Below are 12915 nucleotides of genomic sequence, written 5' to 3'. Positions count from 1 at the left end.
CATCCGGACCACGGCCCCGTTCGTCAGCGGGCGGCCGTACCGCGCAGCGCCTCCGGCACCCCGTCGCCCGGGAACACCGAGGCGCTCAGGCGCTCCATGCCTTCCCCGTCGTCGCCCCTTTCCGTCCCGTCCCCGGCGCGGAATACCTCCTGGTGCGCGGCGGAGCGGGAGTGCGGCCGCCGGCCGCCCCGCCCTTCCCCCAGGACCTGCCACCCGGTCCCGGTCAGCGTGATGTACGCGCCGCAGCGCAGTCCGTGCAGCGTGCAGGCGTCCCGCAGCCCCCATAGCCACGCGCCGTCCTCCTCCGTCCAACGAGCCTCGCCCTCGCGGCAGTAGAGCAATACGGCCGTACGGACCGGAGCCCGCAGCCGCAGATCGTGCGGGATGATCCTGCGCAGTCGCGCGAGGAGCGCGTTGCGGAACTCCCAGCCGTCCGCCACGGTGGACCGCCGGACGAACGACGCGCTGGCCGCCAGGTGCTGCTCCGGGTCGAGAACCGCGACGACGGCCGTGCGCGGGGCCGGCAAGTGGCGCGAGTGCAGGCTGGTGACGAGCTCGCGGGGGTTGCGCAGCAGGGGTATCCCGGCCGCGGCCCACTCGGCGGGTTCGAGCATTCTGCCCAGCCGGGACGAGGAGGCGCCAGCCGGGGGCGGGGCGAAACCGAAGGTCACCTTCCTCCCTTCGTCTGCGCGTCCATGGTCCGGGCAGGGCGTCCGATACGGGCGCCCGCCCAATTCTTGCGGCCGCGTCGGCAGGCGACAATGAGTAATCCGCGCCTGTGCCCGGTATTTGACGCCCCGCTCCCTATATTCCTTCCCGAACGGTGGGCCTGCCACGCGTATTCACCCTTGTACCGCGAGGACCAGGGGGAAGACCCCCGGTGCCCCGGCCCGGCGCAGCAGCCGTGCGGCCACCGCGAGCGTCCATCCGGTGTCGGCCGGATCGTCCACGAGCAGGACCGGCCCGGTGACCCCGGCCAACTCCTCGGCGGGCGCGGGGGGCACGGTCAGCGCGCCGTCCAGCGTCCGCAGCCGCTGGGCGCTGTTGGTGCGCGGCACGTGGGTGTCCGCTTCCGTGTCGCGGTAGGCGACCGTGCCGAGCGGCGGCATCAGGGACACCGGGCGGTCCGATGCCGCGAGCACGTCGAGTGTGCGGCGTACCTGCTCTCCGGAGGGGAAGGCCGGCGAGGCGAAGTACTTCCAGATGGCTTCGTCAGCCGGTCCGCGTTCCCGGCCTTTCCCGTGTACGAGGCCGCGGTGTGCCCTCGGCGGCGCAGGAACACCGTCACTTCCTCGGCGGCGGCGACCGTGAGGGTATAGATGATCCCGGAGCCCGGCAGCTCGTCGATGTGGTCGGCGAGCCAGCCCAACCGGTGCGCTGCGTCCGGCGGTTGCAGAACGCCCAGGCTCAGGCCGTTGTTCGACCGCACCGGGCCGCCGAAACGGGGAGGCATTCGAATTCGAGGCTGATCTGAGGCCCTGACCTGCACTGTCGTGTCAATCGGGGGTGGCCGTGGCCGAGTGCCCCGCCCTGGCCGTTCCCTATCTGCGTTAGCCGAGGGTCCATCCGTGAGCTGGCGGTCACGCGGAGTGAAGTGGCCGAGTGTCAGTGCTATCGGGTTGCATGTAGGCATGGACAACCTGGAGCTCCGTACTGAAGCCGATGCCATCCTCGCTGAGCTCGTCGGTGACCCGAGTGGGTCGGCGCGGTTGCGGGAGGATCAGTGGCAGGCGGTGGCGGCTCTGGTGGAGGAGCATCGGCGTGCACTTGTGGTGCAGCGCACCGGCTGGGGCAAGTCGGCGGTGTACTTCGTCGCCACCGCTCTGTTGCGCCGGCGGGGCTCAGGCCCCACGGTGATCATCTCGCCGCTGTTGGCGTTGATGCGTAACCAGGTCGAGTCGGCCGCTCGGGCGGGTATCCAGGCGCGGACCATCAACTCGGCTAATCCGGAGGAGTGGGACACCATCTATGGTGAGGTCGAGCGGGGTGAGACGGACGTTCTCCTCGTAAGCCCGGAACGCCTCAATTCAGTAGATTTCCGTGATCAGGTGCTGCCTAAGCTCGCGGCCACGACCGGTCTGTTGGTGGTCGACGAGGCACACTGCATTTCCGACTGGGGCCACGACTTCCGGCCCGATTACCGTCGACTGCGCACGATGCTGGCGGAGCTGCCGGAGGGTGTGCCCGTCCTGGCCACGACGGCGACTGCGAACGCGCGGGTGACCGCGGATGTGGCCGAGCAGTTGGGCACGGGGGGCGGCGATGCTCTGGTGCTCCGTGGCCCGCTCGACCGGGAGAGCTTGCGGCTGGGGGTACTGGAGCTGTCGGATGCGGCCCACCGGCTGGCGTGGCTGGGGGACCGGCTGGGGGATCTGCCGGGTTCGGGAATCATCTACACGCTGACGGTCGCGGCGGCGGAGGAGGTCGCGGCGTTCCTGCGGCAGCGTGGATATCCGGTGGCCTCCTACACGGGGAAGACGGAGAACGCCGATCGGTTGCAGGCGGAGGAGGATCTGCTGGCGAACCGGGTGAAGGCGCTGGTGGCGACCTCGGCGCTGGGGATGGGCTTCGACAAGCCGGATCTGGGGTTCGTGGTGCACCTGGGGTCGCCGTCGTCACCGATTGCGTACTACCAGCAGGTGGGGCGTGCGGGGCGTGGTGTGGACCATGCGGACGTACTGCTGCTGCCGGGGCGGGAGGACGAGGCGATCTGGGCGTATTTCGCTTCGGTGGGCTTCCCTCCCGAAGAGCAGGTACGTCGCACCCTGGCCGTCCTGGAGGAGGCGGGCCGTCCGTTGTCGCTGCCGGCGCTGGAGCCTTTGGTGGATCTTCGGCGCTCGCGCCTGGAGACGATGCTGAAGGTCTTGGACGTGGACGGGGCGGTCAAGCGCGTGAAGGGGGGCTGGACCGCGACAGGCCAGCCGTGGGCGTACGACGCGGAGCGGTATGCCTGGGTCGCGAAGCAGCGGGCGGCGGAGCAGCAGGCCATGCGGGACTACGTGGCGACCACGAGGTGCCGGATGGAGTTCTTGCAACGGCAACTGGACGACGAGAAGGCGGCCCCGTGCGGCCGCTGCGACAACTGCGCCGGGCCCTGGTTGGAGGCGGCCGTGTCTCCCGCGGCCCTCGCCGCGGCGGCGGGCGAGCTGGACCGCCCGGGAGTGGAGATCGAGCCTCGCAAGATGTGGCCGACCGGGCTCGCCGCGGTCGGGCTGGACTTGAAGGGCCGTATTCCTGTGGGCCAGCAGGCGGCCACCGGGCGTGCGCTGGGCAGGCTGTCGGACATCGGCTGGGGCAACCGCCTGCGTCCTTTCCTGTCGCCGCAGGCTGGGGACGGGCCGGTCCCGGACGACGTGCTGGCCGCCGTCGTGACGGTGGTGACCGACTGGGCCCGCTCGCCGGGCGGCTGGGCCGGCAATACCCCTGACTCGGTGGCTCGGCCGGTCGGGATCGTCGCCATGCCGTCCCGCACCCGTCCGCGGCTGGTCGCCTCACTGGCTGAGGGAGTGGCCCGGGTCGGTCGGCTCCCGCTGCTGGGCAGCCTGGCCTACACGCCGCAGGCGGACGAGTATGCGGCGTACCGCAGCAACTCCGCTCAGCGGCTGCGTGCCCTGGCCGCCTCGTACGCAGTGCCCGACGAACTCGCCGCCGCCCTGGCCGGCACCCCTGGCCCGGTCCTGCTCGTCGACGACTACACCGACTCCGGATGGACCCTGGCCGTAGGCGCACGCCTCCTGCGCCAGGCCGGTGCCGGGCCGGTGCTCCCACTGGTTCTCGCCCTGGCCGGGTAGACACCTGCATGTGAATCGAGCACTGGCCTACCTGCGGCGCATGGTGAAGCCATTTTCGAGTCAGGCCACGGCATGCACGCTGCTCAGTCGGTGGAGTTGCTCTCGGCCTCCTGGACGAGTACTCGGAGTGGCCACGTAATTGACATGATGGCTGTTGGGGCCGCACCGATTTCACATGCGGTCCCAACAATCCATATCTACTACGTCTCGACTTATTTCAGGCGTCGAGTTTCAGCTCAGCGCCATTCAGGGAGGATATTGGCTATGTCCACCCACAGCTCATAGCCGAGGCGCAGCGGGCGGATGTGCCGGTGCACGCACTGACATGGTTCCAGGCCCTGGACGCAGCACACGACATCGACGAGATGTTCGCGGTGGTGCTCAAGGCGAATGATCACGCCCCGTCCATCGCTGTGCCTCTTTGGAGGGCGATGGCCGACGCCGGCATCAGTCGGGCCGGGAACAACTTGGGTGTCGTCCTGGCAATTCTCGGCCGATATGCGGAAGCCGAGCGGGCCTGCCGAATGCAGGCGGGCATGAAGGATCCCGCTGTCCTGCTGAACCTTGGGAACCTCCTGGGGAAGACCGGCCGATACGAAGAGGCGGTCAAGGTACTGCGGGAGGCGGGAGGCGGGAGGCGGGAGGCGGGAGGCGGGAGGCGGGAGGCGGGAGCGTCAGGCCCCGGCATGGCGCACACGACCTCAACCGTCAGCAGGACCAGGACCCCCACCATTGAAGATCTCTAGCGGTGTCGACACCCCGCCTGCTTCACGGGACGGGCGACGTCCTCCATGCTCGCCTGCGGGCCACGGACACGGCGCGCGCAGTGTCGAGGACAAGCCGGTCGCTGTACACCGCGTCACGACGCGGCGCGACACAAGCGGGCACGGTGGGCTCGACGGCTATTCTTCGAGAATAGTCGAAACGGATGGACGAATTCGGATAGCGGCGAACGGTGTCGGTACCATCCCGTCGTCACCTGGAGCGAACTCCGTATCCGCGGATGAACAAGCGGACCCCGTCGACCATCGTCTGTCGGACCCGATCGGTGTCGACACTGCCAGGATGGGGTTGCTGATTGTAAGCGCGCAACATCGTCAGGGCGACGAAGTGATCGGCGGCCAGCTGCGGGTCATCGATATCGAGAAGACCGGCGTCGACGAAATGTGCGATGCGTTCAGCGAAGGCTTCCTCCATCGCGTCGGTTGAGACGTCACCTTTGGGGCTCGGCGAATCCCGATGTTGCTGAGCGACGAGCGCGAAAACGTCCGCATAGTCGGCCGAGCCGACCATCGTCGTGCCGAGATCGACCGCGGCAGCCACGAGCGCTTGCTCCAGTTGCCCGACATTCATGATCCCGGCATCGTCGGAGAGGTGCTCGTCGAGCACCCGCTGCCCGGAGGCGTTCAACGATTCGGAGGCGTCGGTGAGAATGGCGAGAAACAAGCGACGCTTGTCACCAAAGTAGTCATAGACAGTGGCTTTTGAAACCTTGGCCCGAGCCGAGACGGCATCCATGCTGACGCGGTCCACGCCGTCGCGCACGAACAAGTCCCGAGCTGCAGCAAGGATTGCCTCTCGCTTGGCGGCGGAGCCCTCACGTACTGCCTTGGCGGTGCTCGCGGCGGCCATGCTCTCCTCATCCTTCCGGGCGGTTCGACCCACCTATCGAACTGTACCGTACAGTCTTGCAGGACTGAACTGAACGGTTTAGTTTGATTCGCATGACCTCAGCTGCGACACACCCGGCGGCCGTCTCCGTGACGGATCGCCGGCTGACCTTGCTCAGCCTCGTGCTGGCCCTCGGGATGTTCATCACCCTGCTCGACACGACGATCGTGAACATCGCGCTGGATCGATTGCGCACGGTCTTCGATGCCACCGTCACCCAGACCCAGTGGATTTCGACCGGATATCTGCTGGCGTTCGTCGCCGTAATCCCGGTGAGCGGGTGGCTGTCGGAGCGGTTCGGCGCCAAACGCATCTGGATGATCGCGATCGCCGTCTTCCTCGTCGGATCGGCACTCTGCGGACTCGCCACGACGCTGCCCGAACTGATCGGGTTCCGTGTCCTCCAGGGCGTCGGCGGCGGCATGGTGATGCCGATCACGATGTCGATCGCGATACGTGCCGCAGGTCCGGAGCGCGTCCACCGCGCCACGGCGGTCGTCGCACTGCCGGGCCTGCTCGGCCCGGTCCTGGGATCGGTGCTCGGCGGCGCGATCGTCGAGTACTGGAGCTGGCACTGGTTGTTCTTCGTGAACGTTCCCGTCTGTGTCGCCGCGCTCGTGTTCGGCGCGATCCTGCTGCCGAAGATGCCGGTCGTGCGCGGTCACCGCTTCGACGTCCTCGGATTCCTGCTGCTGACCCCCGCCGTCGTCGCCATCGCCTACGGCATCAGCGAGGCGGCCGGCACGGACGGTTTCACCGAGCCGAAGGCATGGTTGCCGCTTGCGGTCGGCGTCATCCTGCTCACGGCCTTCACGGCGCACTCGCTGATGACCCGCCGCCCGGCGCTCATCGACGTCCGCGTGTTCGCCCGGCGCAGCTTCGGCGTGGGCAGTCTCATCACCTTCATGAGCGGCTTCTCCACCTATGCCCTGGCCTTCCTGCTGCCGCTGTTCTACCAGCAGATCCGCGGTGAGACCGTCTTCCATACCGGCCTGCTGCTCATCCCCACCGGCGTCGGCACGATGTTCTTTTTCCTCGTCGTACGCAACCTCACCGCCCGCCTCGACGGACGGATCGTCGTCGCCGGCGGCGTTGCGCTGACCATGCTCGGCACCCTCCCGTTTGCCCTCGCCGGTACCACCGGCGACGAGTTCCTCCTCCTGCTCGGACAGTTCGCTCAGGGCCTCGGGTTCGCCGCCACCACCTTCCCCGTGCTCGCTATCGCCCTGTCTGGCCTCGGCCATGACGAGGCACCGCACGGCAGTGCCGCGTTCAGTGTCGTGCAGCGTGTCGGCGCTCCCTTCGGTGTCGCCGTTATCGCCGTCATCCTGCAACGCCTCGCTGCCGACGCCATGTCGCTCGACGCCTTCGCCGGCACGTTCTGGTGGACCTTTGGGCTGGCCACCATCCCGCTCCTGCTCGCCCTCCTCCTCCCAGGGAAGAAGGCCGTTGAGCTCAATGACTCCATCCCCCAGGCCTGAGAGAGCGATGACATGTCCAAGGCTCCGACAATCACCGGCAACCGGCGTCTCTTTTCAGATCGTCTGACCGTTGGTCCGGGTGTGCCGTTGGCTGACCTGCAATGGGAGCGAATCGAGCCTCTCTTACCGGACCGGACCGGACCGGACACCGAAGCGGGGTGGACGGTGGCGGGATCACCGGTAGGCGATCGAGGCGATCGCCTTCAAGTACCGCACCGGGACACCGCGGGTGGACCTGCCCGAGCGGTTCGGCAAGGTAAGTGCGTGTTTCCAAGCCCCGGTTCTGAGGAGCCTGGAGTCCTAAGCTGACCTGGTGTCCGAGGACGCCGGTCGGGTCGGGGAAAGGATCTGCCGGGGCTGCGGGGAACGGCTGAGGCCGGGAGCCCGACCCGGAGCGGAGTTCTGTTCTTCGGCCTGTCGGTCCAGGTGGTGGCGTCGGGAACGGCGGTTGCGCCAGCGCCTGTCGGCTGTTCAGGACGGCACGGGCGAGGTGGAGTGCCCGGAGCGTGAGGCCCGGTGGGTGGCTGGCGTCGACCGCCGCTCGGACGCGGTGGTCTGCTCGCCGCGGTGCAAGGTGCGGGCCTGGAGGCACCGGGCGGGAACCGTTCGACGAACGGTCACAGTAACCGCTGGCCGAACGCATCCTGAACCCAACCCCGGTCACCAAACGGCCATTTGCGATCGTTCATTGTGATCCTGAGATTTTCGGTCCGACTCTCAGTAGGGGATGCGAGCCCTGTCCCGACACGGCCCGAAGCGCCGTGCCCTGGCCCGTACTTGAGTGGTGAAAGCCATGTCCGACCTGCTGAGGCCCTGCGCGTTCATGCCACTGCAATCCAGCTGCACATCGACATCATTGAACAGGCGGCTAAGCGTCAGCCCTGGTGTCGTACGCCCGCTGGCAGGACTGGATCTCTCCGCTGTGCTCGACGGTCCAGTCGTAGAGCCGGGCGAACGGCTCGCGCAGGGATGCGCCCAGGGGTGTGAGCGAGTACTCGACGCCGACCGGTGAGGTCGGCAGCACCGTGCGCCGAATCATGCCGTTGCGCTCAAGACGGCGCAGCGTCTGGGTGAGGACACGTTGCGTGACGCCCCCCAGATCCCGCTTCAGCTCATTGAACCGGGTGGGCCGCTCCAGCAGTGCCATCACCATCATCGACCACTTGTCCGCTATCTGGTCGAGGATCGGCCGGCTGGGGCAGTCCGCCCGGAAAACCGTCCGTGCTTCGGCGTCGATGCCGTACAGATCGGTGTCCTTCATGATCCTAGGTGCTCCCAAAGTGCGTTCTTGACCGTCTGGGCGCCGTCGTCGACGGTAGGTATGCATTGCAAACCTACATGCCCAACGGTAACCAACGGAGAGCCTCATGACGAACGATGCCTACTCGACCCTGCACGTGAGCAGCGAACACGGCGTCGCCCGGATCGTCCTCGATAATCCCCCGGTGAACGCGCTCGGAACGACGATGATGCGTGAGCTGCGGACGGTGCTGACGGGCCTCAAGAACGATGCTTCCGTCCGCGTGATCGTCTTCTCTAGCGCCAACTCGGAATTCTTCATCGCTCACGTGGACATGCACATCGGGGAAGAGATGGACGTCCTCCAGGAACTCGCCGCATTCGCGCCGGCGGACGTCAACGTGTTCCAGGCGATCGGTGAGCTGATCCGCCACCAGCCTCAGGTGACCATCGTGAAGCTCACCGGGAAGGCCCGCGGAGGCGGGGCGGAATTCGTGGCCGCAGCGGACATGACATTCGCCGCCAGCGAGACCGCTGGGCTGGGTCAGATCGAAGCGCTGATGGGCATCATCCCCGGCGGGGGTGGAACGCAGTACCTCCGGGACCGCGTGGGTCGCAACCGCGCACTGGAGGTGATCCTCACCGCCGACTTGTTCGATGCCCAGACCGCAGCGTCCTACGGCTGGATCAACCGGGCCCTGCCGGCCGACGAGCTTGACGAGTACGTTGACCGTATCGCCCGTAACATCGCCGCGCTGCCCGACGGTGTCATCGAAGCGGCCAAGCACTCGCTGCCTGCCGATGACTTCAAGGAAGGACTCCTTCGTGAGAACGATGCTTGGGCTTCTACGTTCAGCCAGCCGGCCGCTCAGCATCTGATCAGCGGGGGTCTGCGGGACGGGGCGCAAACGCCGGCCGGCGAACGCGATCTTGAGGGACTGATGCGCAGCGTCGCGCGCTGATCGCCGGACGGGCGCATGACACATCGCTGAACGGCCCCACGGCCGTTCTGTTCGCCCATCAAGCCATTGAGCTCCCGATTCGGGTTCGGAAACACGCGGTCACGGGGCCGGCCCGCCGACGCGAAGAACCCGGGCAGCCGTACGGCCACGAGCGGCTTCGCCTCCCGTGCACAGTCGGCCGCGGCCAAGGGCGGCGGAGCCCGGCAACGAGGTGACCGATGAGACGCTGGACCACTTCGGTTGGTCAGTGCTCACTCGCATCATGGGACATCGGGGTGATATGGCGGCTTGGGGCATCACAGGTCAGCTGCCCTGCTTGGCCACGGGGCCACGGATGCGAGGCGGCGCCCCTTGCCGGCCCGGGTGCGCCGGCCTCCGCGAGGAGGCGAGCGGTGCGTTCCGCCGATTTCTGTGCCCAGCGGCCGTTGGTGGCCGCGCCGACCAGCAGGACGGCCGCACCGCAGCCGGTGATGACCCACCAGGCGGGCCGGGCGGCGTCGGCGAATGTATCCGGGTATGCGGCGCTGGTGATGTTCCGGGTGCCGTGGGCCAGGACCGCGCCGATGACGGCCACGCCCAGAGCCTGGCCGACCTGGCGGCTGGTGGTGGCCACCGCGGAGGCGACTCCGGCCTGGGACAGGGGCATCCCGGAGACGGCGGTGTTGGTGATGGGCGCGTTGACCATGCCGGCGCCGATCCCGAGCAGGCAGTAGCCCAGGAAGAGCAAGGGGCGGGATTTTTCGGCATCGCAGGCCGCGAAGAGCACGCTGCCCAGGGCCATGGCGGCGCCGGAGAGGACCAGTGCGGGGCGAGGCCCGTAGGAGGCGACCAAGCGGCCGGATGCAGGCGCGCTGATCAGCATGAACGCTGCCATCGGCAGCAGGTACAGGCCCGCGTGCAGCGCGTCGAGACCACGCGCGTTCTGCAGGTAGAGGGTGTTGAGGAAGAGGAATCCGCCGAGGACCACGAAGCCCGTGACAGCGATGGCGACGGCGCCGCTGAACGGTGCGCTGCGGAAGAACCGGAGATCCAGCAACGGCTCGTCACGGCGCGATTCGTACCTCAGCAGGCCGAGGAGCGAGGCGGTGGCGCTCACCAGGCAGGCCAGGATCTCCGCCGAGGTCCAGCCCTTGCCGGGCCCCTCGATGATGGCGTACGTGACCGTGCTGAGCAGCCCGATGACGAGCAGTTGCCCGATGGGATCGGGCCGGCGTGGCGCGGGGGCGCGCGACTCGGGGACGTAGCGCAGGGTGGCCCAGACGGCGACGACACCGACAGGAATGTTGATGAGGAAGACCGCCCGCCAGCCGACCGTGTCCACCAGCAGGCCGCCGATGAGAGGGCCGGCGGCCAAAGCCAGGCCGAAGACGCCGCCCCAGACGCCGATCGCGCGAGCTCGTTGCCCGGGGACGGTGAAGGTGGTGGTGATGATCGACATGGCGACGGGGTTGAGCATCGAGCCGCCGATGGCTTGCAGTACCCGGAACAGGATCAGCGTCTCCAGGTCGGGCGCCACCGAGCACAGTGCCGAGCCGAGGGCGAAGACGATCAGGCCCGTGGTGAAGACCTTGCGGCGGCCGACACGGTCGGCGGCCGAGCCGGCCGGCATCAGCAGGGACGCGAGGACCAGGGTGTAGGAGTCGACGGTCCACTGCATTCCGGAGAGGGAGGTATCCAGGTCCCGCTGCATCACCGGCAGGGCGACGTTCAGAATGGTGCTGTCCAGGCTGACCAGAAGCAGGCTCGTACAGCAGATCACCAGGATCAGGACGCGCCGCTCGCGTGAGAGGCCCGTCGTGTCCGCGTCCGCTCGGAGTTTCCGTGACCGTGCCCGGGCCGATGCGGCGGAGTAAAGGGGCATCGCCGGATCATCACGGTCGTGTGCGGTGCGCATGGACGTTCCGGGATGGGCGCCGCGGTCGCGCGGTCGGCGGGTCACGGGCTCTCTTCCAGCGCAGGTACGGCATGGGGTACGGGGGTGGGGGCGGCCTCCGCGGGGAGCGGGACGGGCATCGGCATGTCGCACGGGTCGGTCCCGCCGGTGTGCGCGGTGCGAAGCGCCTTGGGCAGGGCGAAGACGCAGACGGCGGTGGTGATCAGGGCGAGCGCGGTGAGGTACCCGCCGAAGAGCGGCATGTCGCCGTGGCTGCTCAGAGCGGTTCCGACCAGAGGCAGGGTGCCGCCGACCAGAGCTGCGGTGGCCCCGTAAGTGGCGCCTATGCCGGTGACGCGGCAGCGCATGGGCAACAAGTCGGACATCACCGCGAGCGACGATGTGGACCACAGTGAGCACAGCAGTGCCCCGCCGCACTGCACGGCCAGGAGCGCGCCCGCCGATGGCCGCAGCAAAAACAGCAGCGGCGCGGTCATCGTGGTGGCCGCGATGCCGAAGGCGATGAGCATCCGGCGATGCCCGATCCGGTCCGCGGCCAGGCCGCTCAGCGGCTGGACGACGACGAAGAACACGAGGGCGATCGTGCTGGTCGTCAACGCGGTCGAGCGGCTGATGCCAGTGGTCAGATGGGCGTAGGTGGGCAGGAAGGTCAGCCAGAGGTACTGGGAGGCGGTGCCCGCGAGGACCACCCCGGCCAGGACCAGGGTCTGGCGGGGATACCGCGTCAGGAACTCCAGGACCTGCGGCCGTTCGGCCCGCCCGGCCCGGACGGCCTCCGCCACGTCGCTGGTCTCCTGGCTCCGGTACCGGATCCATACGCCGACCAGCGCGGCGACCGCGCCGAGGGCGAAGGGGATGCGCCAGCCGTACGTGCTCATCGCCGCCGGCGGTAGCACCTGGGCGGTGAGCGCCGCGGCCCCGGTGGCCGCCATGAGGCCGATGCCCTCCCCGGAGTGCATCAGGCCCGCGTAGAAGCCGCGTCGCTTTCTTGGGGCTGACTCGTTCAGGTACGCGATGGCGGTGGATGACTCCCCGCCGGCGGCCAGGCCCTGTACGACCCGCGCGGCGACCAGCACCGCCGGGCTGAGCAGCCCGGCGCTGCGGTACGTGGGCACTGCCGCGAGTATCAGGCAGCCGAGCCCCATGAGCGACAGCGTGACGGCCATCGCCTCGCGCCGGCCGCGCCGGTCCGCGAGCGCTCCGAGCAGCAGGCCGCCGAGCGGTCGGAAGAAGTAGCCCACCGCGAAGACGGCGAAGGTCTGGAGGAGTGGGACAAAACTGTTGTCCGCCGCGTGCGGGAAGACCTGGCGTGAGAAGTAGACGCCGAGGATGGTGAACAGGGTCCAGTCGTACCACTCCACGCCGTTGCCGAGGCACCCCGCGAGCAACTGGCGTCTGCGGGTGCGGCTGGTGGCGGTCGCGGGGTCGTAGACGGTCGCGGTCATGTGGGCGGCTCCTCCAGAACGTAAATGAAAATGACATTCAGTTCATTCTGATGCGCGCCCTGTAAAGCGCTCACCAAGAAAAGCCCTTTAGAACGAAAAATTCAGGATTTATGACGAGTCGCTGCTTCCACTGCGGCGCCGCTCACGCACGGCAGTCGAACTCGCCCTGCGGCAGGGGGGTACGACCGTGATCGCTCGTCAGCCGCAGTCGGGGCAACGCCGACGCCGTCTTCGCCTACCGTGGAAGCGCCGGGCGGAGCCGGGACCATTCAGTCCGGCTCCGGGCCGCGCTCTCGCAGTACGCCGAGGCGCCGGCCGACCGCGCGGCGAACCCCCGCGGACGCGGCAGCCAAGCTGCTCGCCGTCGCCCTCCTCCTGACCGGGCACCGCACAGGAGGGGCCGCTGGCCGGCCGATCGGTAAATGAGCAGCG

General features: G+C 68.3%; 10 protein-coding genes and 1 pseudogene. 4 read left to right on the top strand and 7 right to left on the bottom strand.

Going from position 1 to position 12915, the window contains the following annotated elements; translation table 11 throughout:
• Window positions 1-23: 23 nt before the first annotated feature.
• Window positions 24-671: a hypothetical protein gene (locus AC07AB_RS14190; protein ID WP_478565256.1), complete on the bottom strand. Its 648-nt coding sequence runs from the start codon at window positions 669-671 to the stop codon at window positions 24-26.
• Window positions 672-842: 171 nt separating this feature from the next.
• Window positions 843-1109 (bottom strand): annotated as a pseudogene (locus AC07AB_RS14185) (recombinase RecQ); the annotation flags it as partial.
• A 522-nt stretch (window positions 1110-1631) separates the two neighbouring features.
• On the opposite strand from AC07AB_RS14185, the gene AC07AB_RS14180 reads away from it, so the two are divergent.
• Complete coding sequence (locus AC07AB_RS14180) at window positions 1632-3791, top strand: DEAD/DEAH box helicase (RefSeq protein WP_478565253.1); 2160 nt, start codon at window positions 1632-1634, stop codon at window positions 3789-3791.
• 236 nt (window positions 3792-4027) lie between these two features.
• Here the strand turns inward: AC07AB_RS14180 and AC07AB_RS14175 are convergent, their stop codons facing one another.
• The gene (locus AC07AB_RS14175; RefSeq protein WP_478565486.1) at window positions 4028-4189 is read right to left on the bottom strand and encodes a hypothetical protein; all 162 of its coding nucleotides are present in this window, start codon (window positions 4187-4189) and stop codon (window positions 4028-4030) included.
• On the opposite strand from AC07AB_RS14175, the gene AC07AB_RS14170 reads away from it, so the two are divergent.
• Window positions 4157-4537 carry a tetratricopeptide repeat protein gene (locus AC07AB_RS14170; RefSeq protein ID WP_478565465.1) on the top strand — a complete coding sequence of 127 codons (381 nt, stop codon included), beginning with the start codon at window positions 4157-4159 and terminating at the stop codon, window positions 4535-4537. The genes AC07AB_RS14175 and AC07AB_RS14170 overlap by 33 nt on opposite strands.
• Before the next feature lie 229 nt (window positions 4538-4766).
• Here AC07AB_RS14170 and AC07AB_RS14165 read toward each other — a convergent pair whose 3' ends face one another.
• Window positions 4767-5423, bottom strand: coding sequence for a TetR/AcrR family transcriptional regulator (locus AC07AB_RS14165; RefSeq protein WP_478565250.1), 657 nt, complete (start codon window positions 5421-5423; stop codon window positions 4767-4769).
• 128 nt (window positions 5424-5551) lie between these two features.
• On the opposite strand from AC07AB_RS14165, the gene AC07AB_RS14160 reads away from it, so the two are divergent.
• Window positions 5552-6943 (top strand): MDR family MFS transporter, encoded by a 1392-nt coding sequence (locus AC07AB_RS14160; protein WP_478565247.1) that lies wholly within the window; start codon window positions 5552-5554, stop codon window positions 6941-6943.
• Window positions 6944-7811: 868 nt separating this feature from the next.
• Here AC07AB_RS14160 and AC07AB_RS14155 read toward each other — a convergent pair.
• A complete protein-coding gene (locus AC07AB_RS14155) occupies window positions 7812-8204 on the bottom strand; it encodes a winged helix-turn-helix transcriptional regulator (protein WP_478565244.1) in 393 nt (130 codons plus the stop codon).
• Window positions 8205-8310: 106 nt separating this feature from the next.
• On the opposite strand from AC07AB_RS14155, the gene AC07AB_RS14150 reads away from it, so the two are divergent.
• Window positions 8311-9144: an enoyl-CoA hydratase/isomerase family protein gene (locus tag AC07AB_RS14150; RefSeq protein ID WP_478565241.1), complete on the top strand. Its 834-nt coding sequence runs from the start codon at window positions 8311-8313 to the stop codon at window positions 9142-9144.
• Window positions 9145-9388: 244 nt separating this feature from the next.
• Here the strand turns inward: AC07AB_RS14150 and AC07AB_RS14145 are convergent, their stop codons facing one another.
• The gene (locus AC07AB_RS14145; RefSeq protein WP_478565238.1) at window positions 9389-11005 is read right to left on the bottom strand and encodes an MFS transporter; all 1617 of its coding nucleotides are present in this window, start codon (window positions 11003-11005) and stop codon (window positions 9389-9391) included.
• Between the two features lie 74 nt (window positions 11006-11079).
• Window positions 11080-12483, bottom strand: coding sequence for an MFS transporter (locus AC07AB_RS14140; RefSeq protein ID WP_478565235.1), 1404 nt, complete (start codon window positions 12481-12483; stop codon window positions 11080-11082).
• Between the last annotated feature and the right edge of the window lie 432 nt (window positions 12484-12915).

Source organism: Streptomyces sp. NPDC044033 (assembly GCF_056434425.1).
The sequence above is the reverse complement of the archived record's forward strand: the minus strand, read 5'-3'. Positions and strand labels throughout refer to the sequence as shown.

Bases quoted from the DNA above. Each gene is read 5' to 3' on its own strand.
- AC07AB_RS14165 (WP_478565250.1), bottom strand. From the start codon at position 5,423: ATGGCCGCCGCGAGCACCGCCAAGGCAGTACGTGAGGGCTCCGCCGCC.
- AC07AB_RS14155 (WP_478565244.1), bottom strand. From the start codon at position 8,204: ATGAAGGACACCGATCTGTACGGCATCGACGCCGAAGCACGGACGGTT.
- AC07AB_RS14140 (WP_478565235.1), bottom strand. From the start codon at position 12,483: ATGACCGCGACCGTCTACGACCCCGCGACCGCCACCAGCCGCACCCGC.
- AC07AB_RS14170 (WP_478565465.1), top strand. From the start codon at position 4,157: ATGTTCGCGGTGGTGCTCAAGGCGAATGATCACGCCCCGTCCATCGCT.
- AC07AB_RS14180 (WP_478565253.1), top strand. From the start codon at position 1,632: ATGGACAACCTGGAGCTCCGTACTGAAGCCGATGCCATCCTCGCTGAG.
- AC07AB_RS14150 (WP_478565241.1), top strand. From the start codon at position 8,311: ATGACGAACGATGCCTACTCGACCCTGCACGTGAGCAGCGAACACGGC.
- AC07AB_RS14145 (WP_478565238.1), bottom strand. From the start codon at position 11,005: ATGCCCCTTTACTCCGCCGCATCGGCCCGGGCACGGTCACGGAAACTC.